Source organism: Martelella sp. HB161492, from assembly GCF_013184775.1.
GTDB lineage: Bacteria > Pseudomonadota > Alphaproteobacteria > Rhizobiales > Rhizobiaceae > Martelella.
Map to the genome: position 1 here is coordinate 19,755 of NZ_JAATVV010000005.1, position 25,981 is coordinate 45,735.

The following is a 25,981-nucleotide window of genomic DNA, read 5'->3' on the forward strand; positions in this document are numbered from 1 at the left end:
CATGACCGCTGTCACCGCTTTCGACACAGTGCCGTTTTCGTATGCCGTCAAACACAACCCTAAATTTAATAGTAGTTGGCATACACGACTTTTCAGAGCCGCTTGCATTCTGAGTGCAGCCCTTCTGGCGCTGCTCATCTTCAGCGAACCCGCCTTCGCCCAGTCCGTCAATACAAATGCGATCCAGAACTTTCTTCAGTCGCTCGTTGACGCCCTGACCGGCACGCTCGGCAAGACCGCCGCCACGCTGGCGCTTGTCGGCGTCTTCATCAGCTGGTTCTTCGGCGTGATCGATTTCCGCCAGGCCATGTGGATCGTCGTCGCCATCGTCTTTGTCGGCGCCGCACCGACCGTCGTCAACAGCCTCTGGGGCAGTGGCTCCTGACCGGAGTCACGACAAGGGGGGCACCATGACGCTTCAAACCGAAACAATTTACACCGGCCTGCTGCGGCCGACAAAGGTGTTCGGCCTGCCGAGCGGTGCCTTCGCCGTACTGATGGTCACAAGCCTGCTGGCCTTCATGTGGAGCGAGAGCTTTTTCAGCCTCGCCTTCGCCATCCCGGGCTACGCCTTTCTCTACGGTCTGACCCAGTGGGATCCGCACTTTTTTACCGTCATTTCGGTCACGACGCGGAATTTTGGCGTGTGCCGCAATCGCAGGATCTGGGGGGGATTTTCCTATGAGCCGTAAAAGCCGAAAGGAATTTTCGCCGGGTTTTAAAAGGCTGTTCAATTCCACCAATGGCAAACGGATCTATCCGCGTGCCATGAAACATGAATTGCAGTTCGAGGATGATCTGCCCTTCGTCACCCTGCAGGACGATGACAAGACCATTCTGACACGCGGCGGTGAGCTGATGCAGTGCATTCGGGTGGACGGCCTGAATGCACTCACGGCGACGGACGAGAACATCGACGGCCTCAGGAAGCGGATGGCCGAGATTATCACACATGCCGGCACGGGACACAGCTTCTACGTCCACAAGATCAGCAAGCCATTCAGGCCGGAAATTGCCGCGATCGTCCAACCCGGTTTCGCGCAGGATATAGATTGCAAATGGCAACGGCACCTCCAGCGGCGGGGCCTGCGCGATATCACGCTGACGATCACCATCATGAACCGGCCCAAAAGGCTGCAGCAGACCCTGCAGGGTTTCGAGCGCATCCGGGCGGCGCTGTCCGGCAATGGCAATACAGGCTGGTCGCACTATGCCGATGACAGGTGCGAGCGTCTTCAGACACTCAATGACCTTGTGCGGATTTTACTGTCGGCAACGGCTGGGATGAATGGCCGGGTTCTGACGGGAGAAAGTGGCGAGCTGATCGGCTTTCTTGAAGCCATTGGAACGGGCACCGAAACCGTGGCCTGGCCAAACCCGGAAATTGCCGTCCTGTCACGCAGTGTCGCCAATTATCGTCCGACTTTCCGGGGCACAAAGATCACTATCTCGGGCGGATCAGTACCGAACAGGGTCGGGCGGATATTTGCAATCAAGACCTATCCACGGCAAGCCGTTGCCGGGATGTTCGACGAGCTGAATTTGCCCGCCGACTTAGTCGTCACCCATTCATTCGTACCAGCGTCCGAAGACATTGTCACCGAGCGCTTCCAGCGGACCATGCGTCAGCGCAGCGGGCTTGGCAATGCCGCCCGCACCGAAAGCGAAACCCTCGGCGTTGGTCTCGACCGGCTGGCGAGCGGGCTTGAGACTTTCGGCACCCATCACATGACGGTCGCGGTCTATGCCGACAATGAGACAGACCTCGAAAACGCGTCGGCAGAACTCTCCCAGATCAGCCAGGAAGGCGGCACAAAAATCATCACCGAGGCGTTTGCCGGGCAGGGCCACTATTTTGCACAGTGGCCAGGCAATGCCACCTATCGTGCAAGAACCGGGCTGATCAGCAATCGCGCCTATGCCTGCATGGCCTCTCTGCACCGGACCCCGACCGGCCTTGCCGGGACGAGCCTGCCGTGGCAGACGCCCGTCAGCATCTTTCCGACGCCAGATCGGAGCGGCTTTCAGTTCTCGTTCCATCCAGAAGGAAAGCCCGATGCCGAACCGTCAGCCGGACACGGGCTTGTCTTCGGGCCGACCGGTGGCGGCAAATCGCTGCTGGTCGCCTTTCTCGCCGCCCAGCTTGCCCGCGTCGATGCTCGGGTCTTTGCCTTTGACTATCGCTGCGGGCTGGAAGTTCAGATCGAGGCGCTGGGCGGGCGCTATGCGACGATCGCCGCAGACAGGCCGACCGGTCTTAACCCACTCTTTGCGGAGACAGATGCCATCGGTCAGATGTGGCTTGGTGACTGGCTGTCAGCGCTTCTGAACCGGCCGGATCACCCGTTTTCGCCAGTCCAGATCCAGGCCATCCATGATGCTGTCGTCGAGAATACCAGTCTGCCCGAACACCTGCGCACATTCGAACACCTGGCCGCTGCCCTCCGCCATGTCGATGACGATGGCGATCTGGAAGGCCGCGTGCGCGAATGGACCACGGGCGGCCGTTTCGGCTGGGTCTTCGGTGACAACAATACCGACAGTTTCGCCCTTGATGAACCCGTCATGGGCTTCGATCTGACGACACTGCTCGATTCCGGACAGGACAAGGAACGCACAGCCATTCTCGGCTATCTGTTCCAGCGCCTGGAGCGCAAGTTGCAGGACCGCCGCCCGACCGTGATCATTATTGATGAGGCGTGGAAGGCTCTGGCGACCGACTATTTTGCCGAAAAGCTTCAGAACTGGCTGGTGACCGCACGCAAGCTCAATGCCGTGGTGCTGATGGTCACACAGTTTCCCTCCCAGCTGGAACAGAGCAGGGCAGGGCTTTCCATGCTGCAGGCGATCTCGAACCAGATCCTCATTCCGAATGCGAATGCCAGGCCGGAACATTATGCGGCGCTCGATCTGAACCAACAGGAACTGTCAAACCTGCTGAACGGAAACGGCAATGCCCGTCTCGCCCTTGTCCGCAATCAGGCGGCTTCGGTGATGCTGAATGTCGATCTCTCGGCCCTTGGCGAAGACCTCAAAATCCTTGGCGGCGGCCCGGCCGGCCGCGCCGCTCTCGCCCGCCGCCTCAAGTCAACCAACAGCCAGGAGGACGTTGCATGTTCCGGCTGATCTCTCTTCTGATCCTTGTTCTTTCCGTCTCTGCCTGTGCCACGACCAATCCGGCAAGCTCCGACTGCTTCCGGCACGGCAAGGCAAGCTGCACTTTCACGCTACTGCCGGAACTGTGGGGCAGTGATGCGCCATAAACGAAAAATCGCGGCTGTCGCCATGCTGCTGATGACCGGGACCGGTAATGCTCTGGCTGCCGGTATACCCGTGTTCGACAGAGCCCTGGTAAACCAGGAAAGCGATATCCTCGACGCCTTGAACGCGGACCTGACGACACAGGACCAGAAGCGCTCCCGCGCCGGTCAGCTTCTCGATCTCGACGCCGATATCATCAAGGAACTGGACCGGCTGATCGATGCCGGTAACGTCCCGTCAGAGAGTACCGAAAAGACGATAGACACGCTGGAAGAAGGCGCTGGCGAGGACAAGGCGGCCGTCAGCCAGCTCTATAATCCGGACGACACCAACCCGGCCGCCGCACAGACCTTCGGCGATGCTGCCCCCACGGTCGAAGATGTGATCATTGCTGGTGCCAAGGCGACCTATGGCAATGCAGGGGTCAGTGCGGCCGGCTTGTCACAGGCACAGTGGCGCGCGCTGCTGCAAGCGCTGATCTGGCAGGAAAGCCGTTTCAATGCCCATGTCACATCGCCGGTCGGCGCCTATGGTCTGACCCAGCTCATGCCGGGAACGGCCTCGGATATGGGCGTCAATCCCGCCTATAGGACGGACCCGAACGCACAGGTGCGCGGCGGTGCCAACTATCTCGGCAATATGCTGAATATGTTCAACGGCAACGTCGTTCATGGCCTTGCCGCCTATAATGCAGGTCCTGGCAATGTCCGCAAACATAACGGCGTGCCGCCGTTCAAAGAGACGCAACACTACGTCCAGGTCATTCCGAAGAAATACAACGAATATCTCGCTCTGATCGGCGGCATTGACGCGACCGGCACCATTGATCCGGTGCTGGCCTCTTCAGCCAATTTCTCCATGTCGAGCGACAATGCCATGGCCTATGGCGCCAACCTCAACGCCGAGGTTGCCGCCATCGCCTACCGGGTCAAGGCCATCATGATCCAGATGGAAAACAACACCAATCCGGCCAAGGCCTGGGTGATCAACACCTATGCGCGCGCCGAGATGGAACGGATCATGGTGCTGCGTCTGCGCCTTCTGGCGGCCCAGACAAAACAGGTCAGCGCCGATGCCCTGCAACAGGCCGCCCTCCACGCCGGGGAGCGCGCCTACATGACTTTTTCCAATCAGTGAGATGACCCCGATGAAACGCACATCCTTCATTCTTTCGCTCGCCGTGACCGGCCTTCTCGCATCGCAATCCCATGCACAGTCCGTGCCATCAGGCATCCCGACCAGCGATGAAGCAAGTCTGGCCCAGACCTATGCACAATGGCTCGTCATGGATGCTGACGCCGGCATTCAGAAGGGTATCCTCGAACAGGCTAAAACACAGATCAAGCAGCTTGAGGCGCAACTTACCCAACTGAAAGGGATCTACGGCCAATTCTCCGGCGCGCGCGATATCGTCGGCATGGCAATGGATGATCTGAAACTTGAAGACGCCGGCCCCAGGCTCGACGGTGTTCTCAAATCCAGTCTTGGCGACGTGCTCGGCACCATCAATGCCGGCAAGACCGGCAATTGGTCCGGCTTCGCCGATGGCAAGAGCTCTGTCATGCGCAAGGGCGTGACACAGGCCTTGTCCGCTGCCGGGCTGTCGCAGGAAAATGTCGCGGCACTGGCGCAGTCGGCAGACCCCGGCGCGCAGCGGGCGGCAAGTCAGGCCTCGGCTGGCGCGGTTCTGGCGGCATCCGCCGAACAGACCTACTCCGAAACAGGTCAGTCGCTGCAGCGGGTCGAAAAGATCGTCAATATGTCGAAGGAAAGTGCCGACATTAAAGAGTCCATCGATCTCAACACCCGCATGCTGGCCGAGCTTTCCGTGCAACTCGCCAAGTCACTCGAACTGCAGTCGATCGAGGCTGTCTATAACGGTCAGGCCGGTGTGCTCTCGGCGGCGGCGATTGCCGACGAGCGCAAATACATGACGTTTTCAAACGAGTGAGGCCGGCAATGTCATCAGTCAAAGACCTTCTTGAGGAAGAACTGATCTTCGGCGCCCGCGATCGCGAAGCGCGGTGGCGTAAAATTGCCCTCGTCAGCCTCGTCTTCGGCGCTGCCGGCTGCCTCCTTGCCGGTGTGGAAGCCCTCGTCATCGACAAGCCGCCGCCCGTTCTCGTGCCCTTCGATCCGGCCACGGGCGTGGCTTTGCCGCAGGCTCGCGTGGGTACCATCGGCATGCATGAGAAAGAGGCCGTTCTTGAGTCTCTGATTTACGCCTATGTGCATGACCGTGAGACCTATAACCAGCTCGACAATGATCTGCGCATCAAAAGCGTTATCGATCGCTCGACCGGCGAAGCGCTGAACTCGCTCAACCGGCTCTGGGACGCAACCGATGCGAACTATCCGCCGTCCGTCTATGGTAGTCACGCCCGTATCGACGTTGCCATTGCCTCGATCACGCAGATTTCCAATCAGCGGGCGCAAGCGCGTATCACCAAACGGCTGACCTCTCCGGATGGCGTCAGCGAGGGAACCTTCGTGGTCACGCTCGCCTATGATTTTGAGCCATCCACGCTGCGGGACCTCAAGGATATCTGGAACAATCCATTCGGCTTCAAGGTCAGGGATTACCGGGTGGTCGCCGAACGCTTCAAGGCAAAGGAGGCCAGCCAGTGAGACGGTTTCTTATCGCACCGCTTGCAGTCCTTGTGACTGTCCTTCCGGTCCTGACCAGCCCGGCCAAGGCGGAATCCGTTCCCGCTGCCGGTCGCTATGACAGCCGCGTCAGAAACGCCCGCTATGTGGACGGCCAGGTCTACAGGATCGACACCAACCGGCTGCGCACAACCATGATCGAGTTCGGTCCCGGCGAATACATCACCAATATCCTGATGGGTGACACCGCAGGGTTTCAGGAGCCGCAGCCGGCCGCTGGCGGCCAGGCCTTCGGCATCAAGCCGGTGGCGGAAGGGGCCGTAACCAACGCCTCCGTCTATACCAATCGCCGCGCTTATTACTTCGAAATCAGGGAAACCGGCCACGCAGCCTATTACGCCGTCCGCTTCGATGGCGGTGTTTCGAGCAAGAACACGGGCAGCGCGGCATCCAGCAAGATGGTCAAACACACGGCCCCCTATACGTCCTACGGCGCCAATGTCCTGAACGATATCACGCCGCTTCAGGTCTGGGATGACGGAGCCTTCACCTATTTCCGCTTCCCCGAGGCCGGCCGTGTGCCAGCAATCTTCAAGACACAGTCGGGGCCGGAGCGCACCGTCAATTCCACGACAACGGCCGACGGAACCGTCCGCGTCAGCGGGATTTCCCAATATTGGGTCCTGCGTGCCGGAACCACCGAGACCGTCGTCGCCATGATGGATCCGCCAAAATGACCCAGGAGCAAGACACCAGCCCGGAAGCCGATGCCGCCCGTATGGCCGATGCGATCGATACGGCAAAGAAGCAGCGCCGTGGCGGCCAATCTAGCGCAGCATTCAAGGGCCGCCTTCTTCCAGCCGTCGTCATGATCGGCGTCGCAGCCGGCTTTCTCGTCTTCGTCTACTGGCCGAAACCGGAAAAGACGCTCGAAACCGGCAGCGCCGAACAGTTCCAGACCGGCAATGGCGACCCCTTCGGCCAGATCGCAAAGCCAGTACCGCAACCGGCGCCGCCAGCCGAACCGGATCCGGAACTGCTGAAGCAGCTGGCCGCGCTCAAAGCCGAACTCGACGCATTACGCAACCAGCCGCCACAGGAACCGCAGCCGGTCGAAGACGATGGTGCTGATGAGAAGATCGAACAGTTGCTTGCCCAGCTGACAAAGCTGCAAGCCACCTTTGACGATGCCCAGAAGGAGAACCGCAGGGCGCTCGAAGAACGTGACCGGCAACTGAAAATCATGCAGGCCAATCTCGATGCCGCCCGCCTGCGCGGCCTCAATGAAGCGCCGCCAGACCATAGTGACGAAGATCTTTATCAACAGCGCGTCAATTCACCGATGGTTGCCTATGCCCGTTCCGGCAATAGCGAAACAGCAGCCGGTGGTGACAATGGCGAAGTGCACAAGATGAGCAATAACGAGCTCTTCGCCCGCGAACAGGCAAAGCCGGCAACCGTCGAAAAGGCGGCGATCATCGCCAATCCGGCCAACACCGTGATGCAGGGGACCATGATCCAGGCGGCACTTGAAACCGCCATCAACACCGATCTTCCCGGCGCAATCCGCGCCATCACCACCGAGGATGTTCATTCCTTCGACGGAAGCCGCGTTCTCATTCCGCGCGGCTCTCATGTCGTCGGTGCCTATTCCGACGATATCGTGCTCGGCCAGCGCCGCGTCATGATCGTCTGGCATCGGATCATCATGCCTGACAACCAGACCGTCAATATCGGTGCCTATGGTGGTGATGCCATTGGCCGTTCCGGTGCCAGCGGTAAGGTCGATACCCATTTCAGCGCGCGCTTCGGCTCGGCTGCCCTTATCAGCCTGATCACACTCGCGCCTGCGCTTCTCATTGAAGACAAGGGCGACAACAACAACGGATCGGACATTGCCGACGCCATGGCGCAAAACCTTTCCGGCGCGCTCGGCAACACGCTTTCGGCCTATCTCAACCGCAAGCCAACACTCGGCATCGATCAGGGGTCGGAAATCACAATCATGGTCGATCGCGATCTGGAGATTTTTTGATGGATCACGTCGAACACTATCTCGGCCGCTTTGCCCAATGGCTGGATGATTCGGCCACGATTGAACTCTCGATCAATCCCGATCGCCGTATCTGGCTGCTCAGACGCGGTGATCACGCCATGGTCGATACCGGCGAAATGGTTGATGAGGGCTTCAGCCTGAAGCTGACCAATCATATTGCCGGCGCCAATCACGCCCAGACCGGCAGGAACAAACTGCTGATTTCGGCCTCCGTCACCTATAGGGACCGCCCCTTGCGCGCGCAGGCCGTCCTCCCGCCCGCAACAGCGGGTGGAGAACCGGCTATGTCTTTCCGCCTCTTTGCTGCCCTTCCACTCGATCAGATCACCCTTGACTGGCTGCATGATAAACCGGTGTCACTGGATCAAAGATGCAGGGAAAAGAACCAGGCTCTTGCTCAGCTGATCTCTGCCGGCAATCTGATGGAGTCCTTGCGCTTTGCCGTCGAGAACAGGATGAACATCCTGATCTCGGGAGGCACCGAAAGCGGCAAGTCCGTGGCACTCAGAAAGATCATATCGATGATCCCGGTGACTGACCGGATCATCACCATTGAAGATTCCCGCGAGCTTTATCCCGAGCAACCCAACACCGTGGCGCTGATCGCCGACAAGGACGGTACGTCGCGCACCACGAATCAGCTACTGGAAGCAACGCTCAGGCTCAGGCCCGATCGCATCATTGTCGGTGAGGTGCGCGGCCGTGAGGCCATGACCTTTCTGGAAACCATCAATACCGGCCATGGCGGATCGATGACCACCATCCATGCCGAGACGCCGCGCCTGGCGCTTGATCGTCTCGCCATCGCCGCAAGCCACGCCGACATTCCCATGAGTTACGACAACCTTACTGCCTATATCCGCCGCACCATCGACGTGATCATCCAGTCCGGCAAGATTGGCGGGCGCTGGGGCGTCGCTGAAATCTACCGGGTCGAAGAGGAGGGAACCCAATGAACAAGACCGTATGTCTGGCACTTGCCGCAACGCTCGGTGCAACCGTCGCCGCCGCTCAGCAGGCGAGGCCCGACGCAGGATATTTCACATTCAAGAAGGAAGATCCAAATGCCGAGACATATACAACGCTTGGCGGCTGCACTGGCTATAGACGTCCTCAAGTCGCAGAGAAATGGGTGCAGGGACAGGGCGGTGGCCGCATGTTAGAGGCCGTTTATTTTCATCAGATTGCCGCAAATCTGATGAAGGTTGGCACGTGCACCTGTGAATTACGTTTCCCGAGATGGGACGCAGCTCTGGCAGAGTATCAGACCAAGATCCTTCCCCTCAACGCCGACGATGCGCCTTGGATGCCCGGTTATGTCGTTGAAGGGGGCAGAATGTTGAATGAATTCACGAACTACTGCCGCAGCCAGGGGATCAAGTGATGGGTGTCATCTCCGGCTTTGTGAACAGCGCCCAAAACCAGCTCAACAACGTGGCAGCCTCTGCCTTTGGCGAGGTCGTATCCGAGCTGTCCACCACCTTTGCCACGGCGGCCACACTCGCTGTTGTCCTGATGGGCGTTAACATCCTGCTGCAATATCGCCCCATGTCGTCGGGCGCGATTCTTGTCAACCTCATCAAGCTGATCGCCATCATCACCATAGGCCTGCAATGGTCTGAGTTCAACAAGATCGCCATGGCGGTTCAAGGCACCATCGACTCGATTGCCGGCACGCTGCTGGGAAACTACGGTGGACAGACCGTCTCCAGTTACGGCGGCCTGGCAGGCGCCATGGACAGTTTTCTCAGTGCCTACAAAACCCAGGTCAACCAGATGCTCGCACCCATGGGCTGGATGACCGGAGCAGTCATGGGTGCACTTGTCACCTTCTCGATGGGGCTTTTGTGCGCGGCTGTGGCAATAGTGCTCATTTTTGCGAATATCATCGTCACGATCTTTATCGGCGTTGCGCCGATCTTCATTGCACTCAGCATGTTCGAAGCCACAAAGGACTACTTCTATAAATGGCTGCATAGCTGCATCCACTACATGCTCTACCCGCTCGTAATCGCAGTCCTTCTCGGATCAGTTCTGCGTCTCGTGATCGGATATTCAGACACTCTTGATGCATCCGTTTCGAGAAGTATTTCTGACTTCATCCCCTTTCTCACTTGCCTGATCATTCTGCTGATCAGCGTGATCTTCATTCCCACGATCGTCAGCGCTCTGTCCGGCGTTATCGCCGCGGCTTCCCCGATCGCAGCCACATTTGCTCTTGCAACACTCGGAAAGTCGCTTCTGAAAGAGAACCCGATAGCGAAGAATTCATGTGGTGATACTGGACAGGCACCAGGCGGGCCAACCGGCAACACGCCACCCAACAACACAAGGCCACCAGATCATGGCCTGGCGCTCCGGATGCATGAACGAGCTGAGCGACTGGCGAAAAAGCAGCGTGAAAATGCCGAAAGGCAGAAGAAGTCCTTTCCGGCAACACCGTAAAGCTTTGCCCAGTTCATCTCCCCATCTGCATCGTCCATCCGCTGCGCTGGAACCCGACTTACGACAACCAAGCAGCCTGAAATGCCTGCCAGTTTCGGCCACCGCGCAGCGAAGAGGCACCTCGGCATTCAACGGCTCCGCAGCGAATAACAAACCTCCCGTCATGAAAGGTTGCGCCGATGCGCACACGCGTTTCCGAAATCAGGGGCCGCCAGATCGGCGGCGCCCTGACCATCGCTATCTTTACCGCAGCCATCGGCTATGTCGTGGCAACCGGCATCGTTCAGTACTGGTACGGCCAACCGAAGCCGGATCTTCTGTGGATCGCCCGCCACTGGTGGCAACTGCGCACCGTCGATCTGCGTGTGTGGAACATCATCAACGTGACCATCGGGGGCTTTTTCCTCGCCGGGCTTCTGCTCGCCACCCGCATCGTCACTGAACGTCTCACCCGGTTCGGCTCAACCCACTGGATGAGCGGCTGCGAGTTAGCAAAGAAGAACTTCTTTGCCGATCCCTGCATCGCCTTCACACTCGGCAAGACCGGAAAGCCCGCCGCAAAAGGCGACTACATCGCCTCGGGCCCATTCCCGCATTGCCTGCTGATCGCGCCGACTGGCCGCGGCAAAAATGTCGGTTTCGTCATTCCGAACCTTCTGACCTATCTCGGCAGCGCGGTTGTCCTCGATGTGAAGGGCGAGAACTTCGAGAAGACTGCCCGTTTCCGCAAGAAGATGGGGCACACCATCTATCGCTTCTGCCCGCGCGATTTCGACCAGCCAAGCTTCCGCTACAATCCGCTGGATCGGATCAAAACCTATTCCAATCGCGCCAAGCGCATGGCCGAGCTGGAAAAGATCGCCACATTGTTCCTGCAGACCGAAGACAGCAGCGCCGCCGGCTTCCTGCCCAATAGCCGCGAGGTCTTTATCGCCTGCGCCATTCTGGCCTATGAACAGGACAATCTCACCCTCGGCCAGGTCTACCGGCTGGCCTTTGGCGGGGCGCTGAACAACAATGCCAAATTCGCCGCCTATGCCGATGAAGTCAAAGATCCTGAAGCAAAGGTTCTGTTCCAGAAGCTTTCAAATACCACAGAGAAAACGCTTTCGGCCTATCTCTCGGTTCTCTCGTCTGCCGGCATGTCCACATGGATGAACCCGCATACCTGCGCCGTCACCAACAGCACCGATTTCGATTTCGCGACCTTCCGCAGAAAGCCGCAGACGGTCTATTTCAATGTGCCGACTGACGATATTGAGCCGATCGCGCCGCTGGCACGCCTGTTCTTCTCCGACCTGGTTGCAACCATGCAGCATCACGAGCCCGGCAAAGACGAACCATTTCCGGTTCTGATCCTGCTCGATGAGTTTCAGCGCCTTGGCAAGATGCCCAAGATCGTGGACAGCATCTCGCTTTTACGCAGCTACGGCGTCAATCTGGCGATTGTCACCCAGTCCATTCCGGAGCTGGAAAGGCATTATGGCGAGAACGGCCGCAAGACCATCCAGGCGGGAACGGGTATCAAGCTCTATCTGACGCCGAGCGAAGAAGACACGATCGCGGAAATGTCCGCCTCCGTCGGAACAACGACCAAACGCGTCGTCAGCAAATCCCGATCGCAGAAGGATGGCATGTTCGGAACCAGTGTCTCCGAGCGCACAGAAGAACACCCGCTCCTGACAAAGGACGAGGCCCGGCGCATGCCGCTTGATGAGATCATTATCGTTGTCGATGCCGACATGCCGATCCGGGCCAAGCGGATCGTCTATTACGAGGACAGCAAATACAAGCCGCTGTTCGAGAGCCAGGACTTCACCGCACCCCTGCCGCTGCCGCCACATACCATCACGGAAGCAGATTATGTCGTGATGGAGCCGGCTGCCGAACAGCAGGAAGATCGGGACGGGGCAGCGGCCGAGCTTGAGCGCCTGAAACAAAGTGTCGGAGGCTCGGTCACACGAGCGGAAAGGAAAAGCTGACTGAAACTTCAATGCCATGGAGGGCGCCCGGAGCACCCTTCGGATTTTTACAGATCCAACCCGTCATCCTGTTCGCGGGCACGGTCCCGGTAGACCTGATCGAGCCGTTCCCGGTTGGCCTGAATCTCAAGCTGCCGGTCCATCTCGAAGAGTTTTTTCTCAAGCTCGACAATCCTCAATGCTTCGTCGCGGTCTTCTCCAAGGCCTTTCTCCGCCTGAAGGTATCTCTCGGTCAGGTCGAAGCGTTCCTTCCTGTCTTCAACGACGTCCGAAAGCGCCTCGCTGTTGCCACAGCGCAGATCATGGCGCTGATCCTCGTCAAGCAGCATGTCCACGGCATCAACGAACTGTTCGCGTTCCTCGCCATCCAGTTCGCCACGCGCAGCAAGAGCACGGACCTCCGAGACGCGATCATCAGTCCAGAGCTTGCGCTCAAGCTCAACGATCCTCAGTGCATCGTCGCGGTCTTCTCCAAGGCCTTTCTCCGCCTGGAGGTATCTCTCGGTCAGGTCGAAGCGTTCCTTCCTGTCTTCAACGACGTCCGCAAGCGCCTCGCTGTTGCCACAGCGCAGATCATGGCGCTGTTCCTTGTCAAGCAGCGTGTCCACGGCAACAACAAACCGCTCGCATTCCTCGCCATCCAGTTGATCCCGCGCAGCAAGACTTTTGACCTCAGCGATCAGGCCCGCGCGGTATTCCTCCGCCGTCGCGGCCCGGTTCTCGACACCCTGTTCCATATCATCACCCCTTGTCCGCACGATTGTGTCCACCGAAACTTCAATCTCGCTCTCGATGCCCATTGCCGCGGCAATGCCCCGCTTGGCGGCAAAGGCTTCGAGATAGTCCAGCGCCGTCTCCTTGACGCCCGAGCGCGACAACCGTTCCTGCACGCCCTTCCACGTCAGTTCCGGCCCTGTCTCAAGCGACCAGCTGTTGCGGTGTGTAACCGTTCCGTCCGGAAGCCGGACAGGTTCGGCCGCAACATGCTGCAGGCTGATCTTCGCGCCGATCTCGGGCGCTTCGGCCTCCATCACCCGTTTGAGATCCACACCCCAGAGCGTGTGCTGCTCGCCCTTTCGATCCTCAAGCGTCACAAAATAGCTGTCGCGATTGGCCGTTTCATGGTCATAAGGTGCCTTGCCATGGGCAATCAGACGGCCGCTATGGCTGAAGGCCTCTTCCGAGGCATAAAGCTGAACACCGTCGCGGTGGCGGGTCATGGCGACATAGGTCAAATGCCGGTCCATCGAGGCTGAGGCCATGACAAAGGCCCGGTCCACCGTTGCGCCCTGGTTCTTGTGAATGGTCGTCGCATAGCCGTGATCGACAGCCTGATAATCATCCATCGCAACCCGAACCGTTTCACCGTCGCGGCCGTCCAGCTGGACGACTATGGCGCCGCCGGCGCCGTCCTCGTCCACCGCGATCTCTGTCACCGTCCCCAGCATGCCGTTCTTCACGCCGAGATCGCGATTGTTCTCAAGGAAGACAAGTCGGTCACCGGCCGCAAATTGCCGCTCGCCATCCTGAGTGCGGAAAGTCGCTTCTCCAGCATCATCGCCCATGATCGGCATCTGCCCCAACTCGCCACGCTCCTGCAAAGCGGAGCGGATTGCATAATTCAGCGCCCGAACATCGCTGCGCCGATGCGCCATGGCAAGGCGGGTTCCATCCGGCCGTTCCGCGCAATCGGCAAGATAGTCGCGAACCAGGACCCGGCGCGCATCTTCGTCGGTTTGCGTGATCGCGACGGACCCCTGTTCGCGGTAAGCGTCCAGCCCTTCCTTTGTCCGGTGCGTGGCAAAGGCAATGGACGCAGCCCGCTGCCAGTCCTCGCGCTGACGGCGGATGTCCGACAGTGCCGCATGGCCCACCGTCTCGGCAATCGCCCGGAATGGTGCACCGGCGCCGATCGCCTGCAGCTGCTCATGGTCGCCAACCAGAACGACCTTGGCACCGCGTTCTTCGACCGCGTTGATGAAACGGGCCAGCTGCCGGCTGCCAACCATCCCCGCCTCGTCAATCACAAACACATCGCCACGGCCGAGAAGACGCTTGTCGTTCTTCCAGCTGATATCCCACGAGGCAAGCGTCCGGCTTGCAATGCCGGAACTCTCTTCCAGCCCCTCGGCCGCCTTGCCCGACAAGGCAGCACCGTGAACGCGGTAGCCTTCCGCCTCCCAGGCCTCCCGCGCCGCCGCCAGCATGGTGGACTTTCCAGCCCCGGCAAAACCGACAACGACAGAGATCCGTTCCGCCCCGGTGATGTGGGCAATCGCACCGCGCTGTTCGTCAGAGAGCCCGGCTGTCAGATCACCGCTTCTCTGCTGAATGGCGGCATCCTGCCGCGCGATGGCGTTCTCAACGTGCCGCTGCTCTACACCGTGATCTTCCGCTGCATCCATCCGCACCGCCGCCTCGGCCATGCCGAACTCGATTTCGATCATCTCGCGCGTTGAATAGCGGGCAGCGCTGATCTCTCCCGTCGTTTGATCAACCTGCTCGGCCTGCAACTCAACCAGCGCTTTCGAGGCCATCACCGCGGCAAAGGCGTTCTGGAATTCCTGAACATCGTCGTTGATATAGCGATGCAGGGTCCGTGCGATATCGCGACGGTCAAACACGCTTTTTTCCGCCGTGATGACGGAAAGCAGCTGTTCCGGCTTTTCCCGGATCAGATCGGCATTGTAGGCGGCATCGTCCGGGGTAAGCCGCAACCGCGAAACCGCCTTGCCCTGCCGCTCGATCTGCGTGGCGTGAACACCGACATGCACGGTCGGGATGATCTCAAGTCCGCGCGCGCTGTGGGAGCGCTGGTCAACGCGGATATCGAGACCGGCGGTGGCCAGTTGTGCATTGGCGATATCCTCCCAGGTCTGGCGCAGATCCTTCAGCTGCATGTCGGTGGTTGGCAGGCCCTGTTCCAGCAGCCATTTGTTCTCCCGTTCCAGATGGGTCTTGTCACCGAGGCCAGCCTGCGTGACCTGCCGTGTCGTCATCAGAAGATGGGCGTGGTGATTGCGGATATCGCCTGCTTCATGCGGTTCATGGATGGCAAAATCCACCGCTGCACCGTATCGGTTTGCAACTTCGCCCGCCATCAGCCGCACCGCCTCAAGCCGCTGCCCCCGATCCAGCTCATGCGGCAGGGCGACGACGAATTCGCGGGCGACGCGGGCATCCTTGCGCTTCTCACAATGCTCGGCGGCATTCCACAGGGCAGAGCGGTCACGGGCCCAGGCGGCATCGACACCATCGGGCAGCACGATCTCGGCATGGGCGACCCCCTGCTTGCGGGTGTAGTCATGGGTGATGCCATCGCGGGTGTTGGTGAGGCAGACACCGGCGCGATAGGCGATCGCCGCGACGGCACTGCGACCAGACGACCGCGAGACCGGCTTCATGCTGAAATGGTAGATCGCCACGTCCCGTGCCCCGATGCCGTCTCATCATGCTCCGATCCCGAAAGGAGGATCGGCGCGCTGAGTTGCGCAGCAACTCGTAAGTGCGCCCTTCGCGGTTCTGAAGCTCCCGCTTCAGACCACATCGGTGTGGCGACTGCAGCGCGCGTCGGACAGGAAGGGCAATGAAACGAACTTGTCCGGCAAAGGCAGGGAAAATGGAAATATAACAATGTGATAGAGAGGTTATTCTTGAGCTTCACGACGCGCCGGATAGTCTCCGGCCTCATCAGACAGGAGACCATCCATGGCGCAGAAATCGATCGAGCAAAGGCTCGCTGAACTCGAACAGCAGAAGAAGACCCTCAAGGCCAGACTGGGCAAGCAGGAACGCAGCCGAGACACCCGCCGCAAGGTGCTGCTCGGCGCGTTTCTGCTCCATCGTCTCGAACACAAGGCCGATCAGCAGTTCGTCGGAAAGATACGGGAATGGATCACAGCCGAACTGCCGGAATTCCTCACCCGCGACGGTGACAAAGAATTGTTCGATGAGATCCTGAATCCCAATTCGGAAGCAAAGCCGGGTTCTGAAATTTGACCGGAAACGGAATGCCCGGCGCTCAACCGCTATGCGCTCGTTCTGCCAGACATGGCGGAAGGGGTTGGCAGACGAGTCAATCGACGTTCCGAAATAGCCATTGCACGGACCGCTTTCCCCACAGGCTCCGGCCTCTCTACGGCGCGTTGGAAAGCACGTTCAGCCTCCGCCTGCGCCGCTGCGCTCCGCCCCTTCGGGGTGGAAAAACGCCGCAAGCGCTGCAGCAAAAAGGCCGCTCACGCGGCCTTCGATAATTCAAAGAGATGATTGCCCCTCGCAATCACGCGGGCGGGAAAAGCCGGTCCAGAAGCGCCAGAAAGGCAACGCCTGCTACCATCAGGCTGCCAAGCTTGATCGTCATCTTCTGACCAAGAGCCTCGATCTTGCTTTCCAGCCTTTCAATATCGTGTTTCGTTGCGATATTCTCGCCAACGCCCTCGGCAAAGGTCGAGACAAGCTCTTGCGCCTGTTTGTCATCAAACCCGGCCTCTTTCAGCCGGTTCGCTGCCTTCAGTGTGTCAAATGCCAAAACCGCCACTCCGGTTCTCCTTCCTGTCCTGTATACTGCATTTTGCATGGGCTTCACAGTGCGATTAGGGCCTGCCGCTGAGGTGGCAGGCCGCACCGTTGCGATCAGCGCTCGCGTTCCAGCATGATCGTCAGAACCCGAACGGTCTTCCGCCTGTCGGCCGGGTCTTCCGAGGCATGCAGCATGTCCAGGGCGTAGTAGTCGATTTTCCAGCAGATTTTGTGGCCGTCATGATCAAACGCGCCGTAGTCCCGTTCGCCATAGGGGTCATTGTCCCGCGTGAAATCGTCATAGGCCACGACCTTCTCACGGATGGCCGATTGCGTGTCGGCGTCCAGTGCCGAAATTCCGAGCGTCTGGACAACGCGGCCAATGCAGAAGAACTGCCGCAAGGTGTCATTCAGCTTTGCAATCTCGGCGGTTCTGCTCGTTTCTGTCGTTGACATATTCGTCTCTCCTATTCTTCCGAGAAGCGGTCCTGCTCTTGCCCGTCTCGGGCAGGAGCCCCGCTCCTGTTCCCGAGCAATCGGCGATCCGATCAGAGGGTTGGGGGAAAAGCGAAAAATCGGGAGGGGTATCGCCCACACCGCAGGTGCAAGCTAGGCTTCGCCCAAGGCCTGCCCTGGGCGGAGACTGGCGCAGTCCTGCACAAATGGAGGGCGTGCCGGCCGGGCCGGCGCAAACGCAGAGCGGAAGGATGGGGAGACCCGATTTTTCGCTTTAGGGGGAGGAAGACAGTGTCTTCCTGATCCTCCTCGACCTTAGGAGGAACGCCTTGACCTTTTCAGCGGCACGCTGCTGCCGCGCATGGCGATTCAGAGTGGATTCTCGAACGACACGGGTAGATAGCGGCTTAGCCGTTATTGAACGTCAACAGAGAGCCGAACGTCCATGTTTGCCAAAAAGAGGGGGGCGGGCAGGGGAGTTTGAGGGGAAGGGTTTGGGTTCCCCTCAACTTGCCGGATCAGGACACGCTAGACAGCGTATGATCGGTCGTCTTCTCGACAAACGACAAACGATAGCCCAGAGCGTCGGCCACCTTCGTGATTGTGAGAAACTCCGGATTTCCCTCGCCGCTCAGCGCTTTATAGATCGCCTGCCGGGTCAGGCCCGTCTTACGGGCAATGTCGGTAATGCCGCGCGCGCGGGCCACAACACCGAGCGCATGCGCCATTTCCTGCGCGTCACCGCTTTCCGCCGACAACGCCAGATATTCGGCAAAATCGTCCTCGGTTTCGAGATATTCGGCACTGTCAAAAGCTCTGGTTTTCAAGGTCATGACTTAATCTCTCAGCTCTTTGGCCAGCTTCTTGGCTCTGGTGATATCCTGCGCCTGCGTGCTTTTGCTGCCGCCACAAAGCAGCAAATAGACAACCTCACCCGACTGAACATAATAGACGCGATAGCCGGGACCGTAATCAATCCGCAATTCGCTGATGCCTTCGCCAACCGGCTTAACATCGCCCGCATTCCCAAGGGCAAGGCGATCGATCCTTTTGACGATGCGAAGGACAGCGCGCCTGTCGCGCAATGCCGTCAGCCATCGGGAAAATTCGTCGGTCTGGTGAATTGTGAACATGTCGATATGTAAACCATGGTTGTCATTTTGTCAAGGGAACAGCGCCGCTTAAGCGGCGACGCTCACCCCCTCGTTTTCGGCGGCCTCCTCGGCCTTTGGCTGCTTTGAATGCAGGTAGCCCACGGCTTTTTCAGCATGGCTTGCGGCCTGAAAAATGGCACGTTTGTCATTCTTCAAAGCTTTGAGCCACGAACCGATATAGGCCGCGTGATCGTCGCGGGGTTCGGCCTCGATGCCAAGATCGGCGCAAAGGAAAACACTGCCTAGCTCGGCTACAAGTTCTTCGCGGGCGTAGCCAGCGTCTCCGCGCTGCTTCGTGCCGAAATCGCGATCAAGGCGGGTTTCATGCATCGTCCAGTGGACGCATTCGTGGCCGAGCGTGGCGGCATGCGCCTCGGCGGAAACAAAGTTCTCAAACGGCGGCATACGGATGAAATCGCCTGACGACGAGTAGAAGGCACGGCTTCCGCCTGTGCGGATATCAGCGCCAAGATTTTCAAAGAACCGGTCGGCTGCCTCGATGCGGTCAAACTCATTTTCCGGCTGTTCCGGCTGCGCGGCAATGTGGAATTGCTCGGGCAAGCCTTCGATCTGATCGGCGTTGAAAACCGAATAGCCCTTCATGAACGGAATGCGGCGCTCGCGTTCTTCGCCTGTCTCTGGGTCCTCTTCCTTCTTCTCGAAGGTGTTGGCATAGACCACAAGGGCCGATTTTTCGCCTTTCTTCACCTGCCCGCCTAGTTCCTGCGCCTGCTTGTAGGTCATCCAGTAGGGAGACGTGTAACCGCGATCCTCTGCCTCGATCCAAAGCAGGACAACATTGATGCCACGGTAGGGCTGGCCGTTATGGCGAAGCGGGCGGCATGGAGCGCCGCCTTTCCAAGGCTTGAACCATGGCCGCGTTCCTTCTTCCAGCTGCCCAACAATCCTGTCTGTGATCCGTTGATAAATATCGGAATGAACTGCCAGTTCTTCGCTTGCCTTTTTCGTGTTCCGGCGTGCCATGGTGTTTCTCCTGCTTTCCCATTTTCCCGCGAAGCGGTCTTGCTCTTGCCCGTCTCGGGCAGGAGCCCCGCTCCTGCTCCCGAGCAATCGGCGATCCGATCAGAGGGTTGGGGGCAAAGCGAAAAATCGGGAGGGGTATCGCCCACACCGCAGGTGCAAGCGAGGCTCCGCCCAAGGCCTGCCCTGGGCGGAGCCTGGCGCAGTCCTGCACAAACGGAGGGCGTGCCGGCGAAGCCGGCGCGAACGCAGAGCGGAAGGATGGGGAGACCCGAATTTTCGCTTTAGGGGGAGGGAGACAGCGTCTTCCTGATCCCCCTCGATCTTCGAAAAAAGCCCTTGGCCTTTTCAGCGACAAGCTGCTGCCTCGACCGTCGCGACGGCGACGGGCGAGGCCGATAAGGAAAGAAGAATGGCGAGCATCGGAGCGCTCAACATCGTGACGGCCGCAGGCCGGGAGCGCGGGAATTCTCGACAGGTCCGGCCGGTGAGAGAATGCAGCCGCAGGAGCCTTAGCATAGCGACGGCCGCAGGCCGGAAGGCGGGACCGACTGCATCGCCGGCTGGGCCTTCATTTTCCGGCGCCAAGGGCGGCGGCCTGCCTTAGCGATCGTAACCCGCATGGGAGAAGACGGCCAAGGCTGGCTTCGTGCCGCAGGCATAGAGCGCGGCTGGGCGCAAGAACGGAAGGCGATCTCAAGAGAAGTTACAATTTGCCAGGCCCACCCACCTACAAGCGGTATATAAAACAGGATGGTATAGATGGCGACGGAACCATAGGATGCATTGCCACGGCCGGCGTGGATCGTTTCTGGAAATCTACGGCGTGCCTAGATTTCGGGGGACGAAGATGGATGAGGATGAGACGCGAAAGCTTTTCAGTGAAGGCAAAAGCGCCTGGAACCGCTGGGCAAACGGGTTGCTTCGCGAAAAACCAGACACGAGCATTCCAACGTCACAGCTTCCCGCCAATGAGCAAGTGGAACGTGAACGCTTGACCCAAGATTGGCAACAACGTGCCAATGTTGTGTTACGAAAACATATCTTTGAACAGAAAATCGACTTTTCCGGGTGGCTATTTCCTGGATTTTTGACTTTCGACAGAGTCGAATTCGCTGCCGCAATCAGCTTCAATGGTTGTGAATTCTCTGCAATCACCTTTCATGGCGTTGCGTTTAAGGGGCAGCTGGATCTATCTCGATGCCAAGCGACCGAACTCAAGTTTTTCCACGCGCGCTTTCATGACGCTACCGATTTCTCCGGAAGCCACATCAGCCAGGAGTTCGCTATCCAAAGCAGCGAAATGCACAAACCCGCCAACTGGAAGGGTATGAGAAGCGAAAGGAAGCTGAATCTGAGTGGGTCAACGTTTCATGAGGGAGCCGACTTATCGGAGGCAATGCTTGAAGGGACGGTTGCGATGCAAGGTTCGAAATTTCACGCGCCGCTAGTTGTCGCGGGAAAGGACCTGCACGGGTCGAATTTTCGAAGTGCTTCTCTACATGACGCCGACTTCACGAACACAAACCTTGAGGACGCAAATTTTACCGGAGCGGACCTCACCAACGCCAATTTGCTCGGAGCGCATACCAACACGAAGACAATATTCGAGAAGGCCACCGCCGATGGTTGCCGGATAAACCGCTACGCACTGGAATGCCTTAAAGACTATGGCGAGTTGTCTGACGGGGCAAGAATGAAGATGGCGATCCAGGATGACGTTGCAATCCTGAGGCAGAGATTCAGTGGCTATCTGCGTTGGATGCACCTTGTCGCTTTGGTGGCCTTTATCTTCCCATATGCATGGTTTCTGCTCAGCAAATGGGGCGAGGCGCGCTTCTTTGACAATCCGGCGGTGGAGCACATCACGCTGGCTGAAGCGCTTTGCCGCTATATTTACAACGGTGGCGTGAACTGGGAGACCGGCTTCGATTTCAGCTTTTCGTTTGTCATATTCATACTTGGACTTTTGTTCAACTGCCTGCGCGGGATAATGCTCTGGAAGACGAAGACGTTGGAATTTCAGGAAGAAGTCAGAGGCGTTCGGGTTGATTTCAGCCTTGTCGATCCTATTTTCGAGGCGCAGGGCCTCCGGAGGCTGACCTGGGGGACACTGCAAAAAATCGCCGACAAAGCAGTCTTGGTCTACTTCCTCATCGTGGCTTCGAATACTGTCCACTTTCTCATGATGGATATTCCAGTTTAGCGCTGCTGCTCATCCAAGACGGTCAAAGCTCCTGAGCGGCCTCCACCCTGCTGATAATCCGCGCGCCATGTTGCAGACAGAGCGAATAGCCGGCCTTGAGGGTCGCCGACGCCTCAATATAGTGCGGCTGGGCCTCGGCGAAGCTGTCGAAGGAAAGATCGAGGATGATCCGGTCGTTCTGGTCCCTGAGCACCAGCCGGTGTCTGACGAAGGTCTTTCCCATGACCCTACTCATAGAATTCGGGAAGTGTGCTTTATCCAAAATCTGTCAACAGCGCATCGGCAACGGCGGGCTTGTGGCGATAGCCGGGCGGTCAGTGGGCAGGCCGGATGCTTGCGGGCGCTCGGCTGCACGAGATATGTTCGCATCACCGGAACCGGATCGGGAACAGGGCGCATGACGAAATGGCGAGCAGGCCGCGCTGTTGATAGCCTTTCGGCTTATTCCTGCAAAAGTCCGTCATAGACCTCCATCAGCGCGCTGGTGATTGCCTGACCCAAAGCATTGCCCGCAACACGAATATCCTCTTCCGTGCCGTCGCGTGCGGCTCTGGCAAGTTCGAAGCCCTGTTCCTTGACGATCTGATTGGCAACTTCGATGGCCCATAGGCCAAAGTCACCCCGGGTTTCGATCTGAATGTTCTCAGCCATAACGACTTAACTCCTGCGCTCTGATTTGGCGGCCCAACGTCACTGAGCACGATATTCACCATCACCGTTACTCGATCAAGCGCAAACGGCTCATAAAGGTCGCTGGAAAAGCCATGACCGCACGGTCGCATTAGTTTGATGACGAACAGAAGGAAGCTACCAGAAACTTGGTGCGCCAGTATTGCCTGCCGATCGGGGCCAACTTCCTGCGGGAGCCGAAATGTCATTCATGTTGCGGCAATCAACATTTGCCACCAACCAAACGCATTTCGACCCCGAGGCACTCCCATTTTTCTTACCCGCAGAGAAGGAAAGACATACAAATCAGATACAATTAATTTGTGAAAATGATTTCACAGATTCTCAAAATTAACTGCCAAGCGACACCAGCGTTTCCAGAGCTTATAATGCGTCTTGAAGGGCCCGTATTCCTTCGATGCATCGAACCACCCGAGCCGATTGCGGTTGACGAAGATGATACCGCTCAGAACACGCCGATCGTCAACGCGATGACGGCTGCGAGCCTGTCGTTGTCACCGTGAGTGGGACTGACAACGAGACACGGTGGCCCGAAAACCACCGCGTCCTTTCAGCTGACGTGGAAGGACATCACATCAGGCCGAGCAGCCGTGGCAGACCGAGCGTCAGGGCTGGAATATAGGTTACCATCATCAGCGCAATAAACAGGGTGATGAAGAATGGCAGCAGCGGCTTTGCCACCTTTTCGATGGTGACGCCGGCGATCGAGCAGCCGACGAACAGGACCGATCCAACCGGTGGCGTCATCGAACCGATTCCGAGGTTGAAGATCATCATCAGGCCGAACTGAACGGGGTCCATCCCAACCTGGGTCGCGATCGGCAGAAAGATCGGCGTGAAGATCAGAACGGCCGGTGTCAGGTCCATGAAAAAGCCGATGATCAGCAGGCATATGTTCATGATCAGCAGGATCACGATCGGGTTCTTGAAGGTCAGCAGCCCATCGGCGATGGCATCGGGAATCCCTGTTATTGTCATCACATAGGACATTATGCCGGAGGCGGCGATCAGGAAGAGGATCACCGCGCTGGTGATCATCGAGCCTTTCAGAACCTCAAGATATTCACGCCAGGTCGCAAGGCGGTAGATAAGCGACAGGATGAAGGAATAGAGAACGGCAACGGCCGCACCCTCAGTTGCCGTGAAGGCTCCGATGACGATACCGCCGATGACGACGACGACCATGAGGAGCGACGGCAGGGCCTGCCAGACGACGCGGATCGCCTCACCGGTTCCTGGACGTTCCGAGATGGGAAAGTTGCGGCGCTTGGCAATGATCCCGGCAACGATCATGACCGCAAGGCCCATCATGATGCCGGGCACATAGCCGCCAATGAAGAGCGCTGAAATCGAGGTGCCGCCGGAGACGAGCGAGAACAGGATCAGCGGACCGCTTGGCGGGATGAGGATACCGGACGGCGCCGAAGCGATATTGACGGCTGCCGAAAAGGTCGGGTCGTAGCCTTCCTTCTTTTGCAGCGGCGCCATGGTGCCGCCGACGGCTGCGGCTGCAGCAATCGCCGATCCGGAGATGGAACCGAAAAGCATGTTGGCTATGACATTGGTGTGCGCCAGCGCGCCCGGCAGGCGCCCACCAAGCAGTTTCGCAAGGTTGACGAGCCTTATGGCGATGCCGCCCTTGTTCATGATGTTGCCGGCCAGAATGAAGAAGGGAATGGCCAGAAGCGTGAAGCTGTCGAGGCCGGAAAACATCTTCTGCGTCGCGACGAAGAAGGCAACCTTGGGCGGCAGGAAGAACAGACCGGTAATGATCGACGAGACGGCAATGGCCACCGAAATGGCAATGCCCTGCGCCAGCATCCAGAAGAACAGGCCGAAGAGAAGGACGGCGGCGAATACCGTCTCGTCCACGTAATCGAAAATGAAGTCCATGTCAGAGAGTCCCCGCAGCCTCGAGATGCCGATGCTTGTGGTTGCGCATGAGGTCGGCCATGTTCAGAATTTGCAGGACGGCGATCAGCACGGCGGTGATCGGCATGATCATATAGACCTCACCGATGGGAATACGCATGATCGGCGAGAACTGCGCCATTGACGAATTGACCGCCTTGATCCCGCCCGGCAGGAGGATCAACAGTGCGAAAAGCAGCACGACGGCGTCATTGATCAGCATCAGGATCAGCTGCTTGCGTCCCGACATGGCATCGACCATGAAGACGAGAGAGAGATGCTGACGGGTTCCGAAGGCATAGGCCGATCCGAGAAAGGCCATCCAGATCATCATGAAGCGCAGCAACTCTTCGGTATAGAGAGCCGGCGATGCCAGGACGTAGCGGGTGAAGACCTGCCAGAGCATCAGGCAGACCATGACTGCCAGCATCGCCGAGGTCAGGTAGAGCAGTATTTTTTCCAGTGTTGTTTTTATCTTGTCCAGCATGGGCTTCCTCCATGCCACACGGCGCGTCGAAGATATCGCGCAGTTCCGTTTGTGGCTGTTTTTCGCCGGTCCATTGTAAAGCGTTCCTCCGCGGAGGCCGACGAATATGAATATTATAATGCAGCATGAAAAGTGATTGCGCTATATGAAACAATTTTTCATACTGGGGCAAAGGGAGTGAACGCGATGAAGAAGACCAGCAAACGTTTCCGTCTCAGTGATCTGGCCCGCTATTGCGGTGTCTCGCCGTCGACGGCCTCGCGGGCACTGTCCGGCACGCCCGGGGTCCGTCCCGAGCTTCGGGAGAAGATCCTCGAAGCGGCACGGTCGCAGAACTATCATGTGCCGACCTCGATTGCTGGCTACAAGGTGATCGTTGCAGCGAGTGCCAGCGCGATGATCGACTACCAGCGCAACCAGTTCACCGCCTTTGTGCTGGAAGGCATGCGCGAGCGCAGCGAAGTGCTTGGGCTGACACTGGTGACACGGGCCATATCGGATCTTCAGGAGGAGCGCCGCATGCTGGAGGAGGCCGCGGAAGACGACGAGATTGCTGGTGTCTTGATGTTGACCATCGACGAAGACGAGATGCTGGCGCCGACGCGCTCGTTTCCAAAGCCGATCCTCCTGGTCAACGGCGATGACCCGCTGATGGAACTGTCCAGCATTGCTCCGCACAACCGAGCGGCGGCGGCGCTTGCCACGCGCTATCTCAAATCGCTCGGCCATGAACGCATTCTGTTTCTGGCCCGCCACGGCCGGCGCACGATCCTGCGGCGGCTGGAAGGCTGGCGAGACGAGATTGAGACCATTCCAGGCATAGACTGGAAGGATCTCGTCGTCGATGCCGCCGACTGGACACCTGACGCTGCCATTGAAGCGCTGCGCCGCTATATCGGCGACGGGCCACCTGCTTTCACCGCTGTTCTCTGTGCCGGAGACAGTCTCGCAGCCGGTGCCATTCTTGGCCTGCGTTCCTTTGGCCTCTCCGTCCCGGATGATGTGTCAGTCGTCGGCATTGATGGCCTGCCCCAGAGTGATTTCCTCGATCCACCTTTGACCTCCGTGCAAATCCCGATGCGCGAGGTCGGTTCTGCCGCCCTCGACATGCTGCGCGATCATCTCGACAACGAGACGTGGTTGCCGCGCCGGATCGAGCTCTCCTGCACGCTGAGTGCGCGCGGCTCGGCCGCCGCCCCGAGGAAACAGCGATAGCGCCGCTTGATG

26 protein-coding genes and 1 pseudogene are annotated in these 25,981 nt (G+C 58.6%); 16 read left to right on the forward strand and 11 right to left on the reverse strand.

Translation table 11 applies throughout. The features are described from left to right. Position 1 precedes the first annotated feature (1 nt). The 13 genes from HCK86_RS09475 to HCK86_RS09535 all read left to right on the forward strand — a co-directional run bounded on the left by HCK86_RS09475 (position 2) and on the right by HCK86_RS09535 (position 12,351). Complete coding sequence (locus HCK86_RS09475) at positions 2–385, forward strand: TrbC/VirB2 family protein (RefSeq protein ID WP_176084229.1); 384 nt, start codon at positions 2–4, stop codon at positions 383–385. Between the two features lie 25 nt (positions 386–410). Continuing rightward, the gene (locus tag HCK86_RS09480; RefSeq protein WP_176084230.1) at positions 411–692 is read left to right on the forward strand and encodes a VirB3 family type IV secretion system protein; all 282 of its coding nucleotides are present in this window, start codon (positions 411–413) and stop codon (positions 690–692) included. Continuing rightward, positions 682–3,126, forward strand: a complete 2,445-nt coding sequence (locus HCK86_RS09485; RefSeq protein WP_176084231.1) for a type IV secretion system protein B4 — start codon at positions 682–684, stop codon at positions 3,124–3,126. The genes HCK86_RS09480 and HCK86_RS09485 overlap by 11 nt, the downstream gene beginning before the upstream one ends. Beyond that, a complete protein-coding gene (locus tag HCK86_RS09490) occupies positions 3,114–3,263 on the forward strand; it encodes a hypothetical protein (RefSeq protein ID WP_176084232.1) in 150 nt (49 codons plus the stop codon). The genes HCK86_RS09485 and HCK86_RS09490 overlap by 13 nt, the downstream gene beginning before the upstream one ends. Beyond that, positions 3,253–4,398, forward strand: coding sequence for a lytic transglycosylase domain-containing protein (locus HCK86_RS09495; RefSeq protein ID WP_176084233.1), 1,146 nt, complete (start codon positions 3,253–3,255; stop codon positions 4,396–4,398). Before HCK86_RS09490 ends, HCK86_RS09495 begins: the two co-directional genes overlap by 11 nt. A 10-nt stretch (positions 4,399–4,408) precedes the next feature. Then, positions 4,409–5,212, forward strand: a complete 804-nt coding sequence (locus tag HCK86_RS09500; protein WP_176084234.1) for a type IV secretion system protein — start codon at positions 4,409–4,411, stop codon at positions 5,210–5,212. Positions 5,213–5,220: 8 nt separating this feature from the next. Continuing rightward, positions 5,221–5,889 (forward strand): type IV secretion system protein, encoded by a 669-nt coding sequence (locus HCK86_RS09505; RefSeq protein ID WP_176084235.1) that lies wholly within the window; start codon positions 5,221–5,223, stop codon positions 5,887–5,889. Further along, positions 5,886–6,605 carry a TrbG/VirB9 family P-type conjugative transfer protein gene (locus HCK86_RS09510; protein WP_348641057.1) on the forward strand — a complete coding sequence of 240 codons (720 nt, stop codon included), beginning with the start codon at positions 5,886–5,888 and terminating at the stop codon, positions 6,603–6,605. The genes HCK86_RS09505 and HCK86_RS09510 overlap by 4 nt, the downstream gene beginning before the upstream one ends. After that, positions 6,602–7,903 (forward strand): TrbI/VirB10 family protein, encoded by a 1,302-nt coding sequence (locus HCK86_RS09515; RefSeq protein WP_176084236.1) that lies wholly within the window; start codon positions 6,602–6,604, stop codon positions 7,901–7,903. Before HCK86_RS09510 ends, HCK86_RS09515 begins: the two co-directional genes overlap by 4 nt. Then, entirely contained in the window at positions 7,903–8,880 is a 978-nt protein-coding gene (locus HCK86_RS09520) for an ATPase, T2SS/T4P/T4SS family (protein ID WP_176084237.1), read from the forward strand. Before HCK86_RS09515 ends, HCK86_RS09520 begins: the two co-directional genes overlap by 1 nt. Next, positions 8,877–9,308: a hypothetical protein gene (locus HCK86_RS09525; RefSeq protein WP_176084238.1), complete on the forward strand. Its 432-nt coding sequence runs from the start codon at positions 8,877–8,879 to the stop codon at positions 9,306–9,308. Before HCK86_RS09520 ends, HCK86_RS09525 begins: the two co-directional genes overlap by 4 nt. Continuing rightward, positions 9,308–10,369, forward strand: coding sequence for a type IV secretion system protein (locus tag HCK86_RS09530; protein WP_176084239.1), 1,062 nt, complete (start codon positions 9,308–9,310; stop codon positions 10,367–10,369). Before HCK86_RS09525 ends, HCK86_RS09530 begins: the two co-directional genes overlap by 1 nt. A 179-nt stretch (positions 10,370–10,548) precedes the next feature. Continuing rightward, entirely contained in the window at positions 10,549–12,351 is a 1,803-nt protein-coding gene (locus HCK86_RS09535; protein WP_176084240.1) for a type IV secretory system conjugative DNA transfer family protein, read from the forward strand. Between the two features lie 47 nt (positions 12,352–12,398). Here HCK86_RS09535 and traA read toward each other — a convergent pair whose 3' ends face one another. After that, the gene (gene traA / locus HCK86_RS09540; RefSeq protein WP_176084241.1) at positions 12,399–15,776 is read right to left on the reverse strand and encodes a Ti-type conjugative transfer relaxase TraA; all 3,378 of its coding nucleotides are present in this window, start codon (positions 15,774–15,776) and stop codon (positions 12,399–12,401) included. Between the two features lie 283 nt (positions 15,777–16,059). Here traA and HCK86_RS09545 point away from each other — a divergent pair, with 283 nt between their 5' ends. Beyond that, positions 16,060–16,350, forward strand: coding sequence for a mobilization protein (locus tag HCK86_RS09545; protein ID WP_176084242.1), 291 nt, complete (start codon positions 16,060–16,062; stop codon positions 16,348–16,350). A gap of 280 nt (positions 16,351–16,630) precedes the next feature. Here the strand turns inward: HCK86_RS09545 and HCK86_RS09550 are convergent, their stop codons facing one another. The 5 genes from HCK86_RS09550 to HCK86_RS09570 all read right to left on the reverse strand — a co-directional run bounded on the left by HCK86_RS09550 (position 16,631) and on the right by HCK86_RS09570 (position 19,463). Continuing rightward, entirely contained in the window at positions 16,631–16,888 is a 258-nt protein-coding gene (locus HCK86_RS09550) for a DUF1640 domain-containing protein (RefSeq protein WP_176084243.1), read from the reverse strand. A 95-nt stretch (positions 16,889–16,983) separates the two neighbouring features. After that, complete coding sequence (locus tag HCK86_RS09555; protein WP_176084244.1) at positions 16,984–17,325, reverse strand: DUF3768 domain-containing protein; 342 nt, start codon at positions 17,323–17,325, stop codon at positions 16,984–16,986. 518 nt (positions 17,326–17,843) lie between these two features. Continuing rightward, entirely contained in the window at positions 17,844–18,158 is a 315-nt protein-coding gene (locus HCK86_RS09560) for an addiction module antidote protein (protein WP_176084245.1), read from the reverse strand. 3 nt (positions 18,159–18,161) lie between these two features. Then, the gene (locus HCK86_RS09565) at positions 18,162–18,458 is read right to left on the reverse strand and encodes a type II toxin-antitoxin system RelE/ParE family toxin (RefSeq protein WP_176084246.1); all 297 of its coding nucleotides are present in this window, start codon (positions 18,456–18,458) and stop codon (positions 18,162–18,164) included. Between the two features lie 48 nt (positions 18,459–18,506). After that, the gene (locus HCK86_RS09570; RefSeq protein ID WP_176084247.1) at positions 18,507–19,463 is read right to left on the reverse strand and encodes a zincin-like metallopeptidase domain-containing protein; all 957 of its coding nucleotides are present in this window, start codon (positions 19,461–19,463) and stop codon (positions 18,507–18,509) included. A gap of 847 nt (positions 19,464–20,310) precedes the next feature. Here HCK86_RS09570 and HCK86_RS09575 point away from each other — a divergent pair. After that, a complete protein-coding gene (locus tag HCK86_RS09575; RefSeq protein ID WP_176084248.1) occupies positions 20,311–21,666 on the forward strand; it encodes a pentapeptide repeat-containing protein in 1,356 nt (451 codons plus the stop codon). A gap of 22 nt (positions 21,667–21,688) precedes the next feature. Here the strand turns inward: HCK86_RS09575 and HCK86_RS09580 are convergent, their stop codons facing one another. The 5 genes and pseudogenes from HCK86_RS09580 to HCK86_RS09600 form a co-directional block, all read right to left on the reverse strand. Further along, positions 21,689–21,889 carry a hypothetical protein gene (locus HCK86_RS09580; protein ID WP_176084249.1) on the reverse strand — a complete coding sequence of 67 codons (201 nt, stop codon included), beginning with the start codon at positions 21,887–21,889 and terminating at the stop codon, positions 21,689–21,691. Positions 21,890–22,107: 218 nt separating this feature from the next. Beyond that, entirely contained in the window at positions 22,108–22,317 is a 210-nt protein-coding gene (locus tag HCK86_RS09585) for a hypothetical protein (protein WP_176084250.1), read from the reverse strand. 386 nt (positions 22,318–22,703) lie between these two features. Beyond that, positions 22,704–22,844 (reverse strand): annotated as a pseudogene (locus HCK86_RS09590) (transposase); the annotation flags it as partial. An 82-nt stretch (positions 22,845–22,926) separates the two neighbouring features. Continuing rightward, positions 22,927–24,249, reverse strand: a complete 1,323-nt coding sequence (locus HCK86_RS09595) for a TRAP transporter large permease (protein ID WP_176084251.1) — start codon at positions 24,247–24,249, stop codon at positions 22,927–22,929. 1 nt (position 24,250) lies between these two features. After that, positions 24,251–24,754, reverse strand: a complete 504-nt coding sequence (locus HCK86_RS09600; RefSeq protein ID WP_176084252.1) for a TRAP transporter small permease — start codon at positions 24,752–24,754, stop codon at positions 24,251–24,253. Positions 24,755–24,931: 177 nt separating this feature from the next. Here HCK86_RS09600 and HCK86_RS09605 point away from each other — a divergent pair, with 177 nt between their 5' ends. After that, complete coding sequence (locus HCK86_RS09605) at positions 24,932–25,969, forward strand: LacI family DNA-binding transcriptional regulator (protein ID WP_176084253.1); 1,038 nt, start codon at positions 24,932–24,934, stop codon at positions 25,967–25,969. Positions 25,970–25,981: the final 12 nt, after the last annotated feature.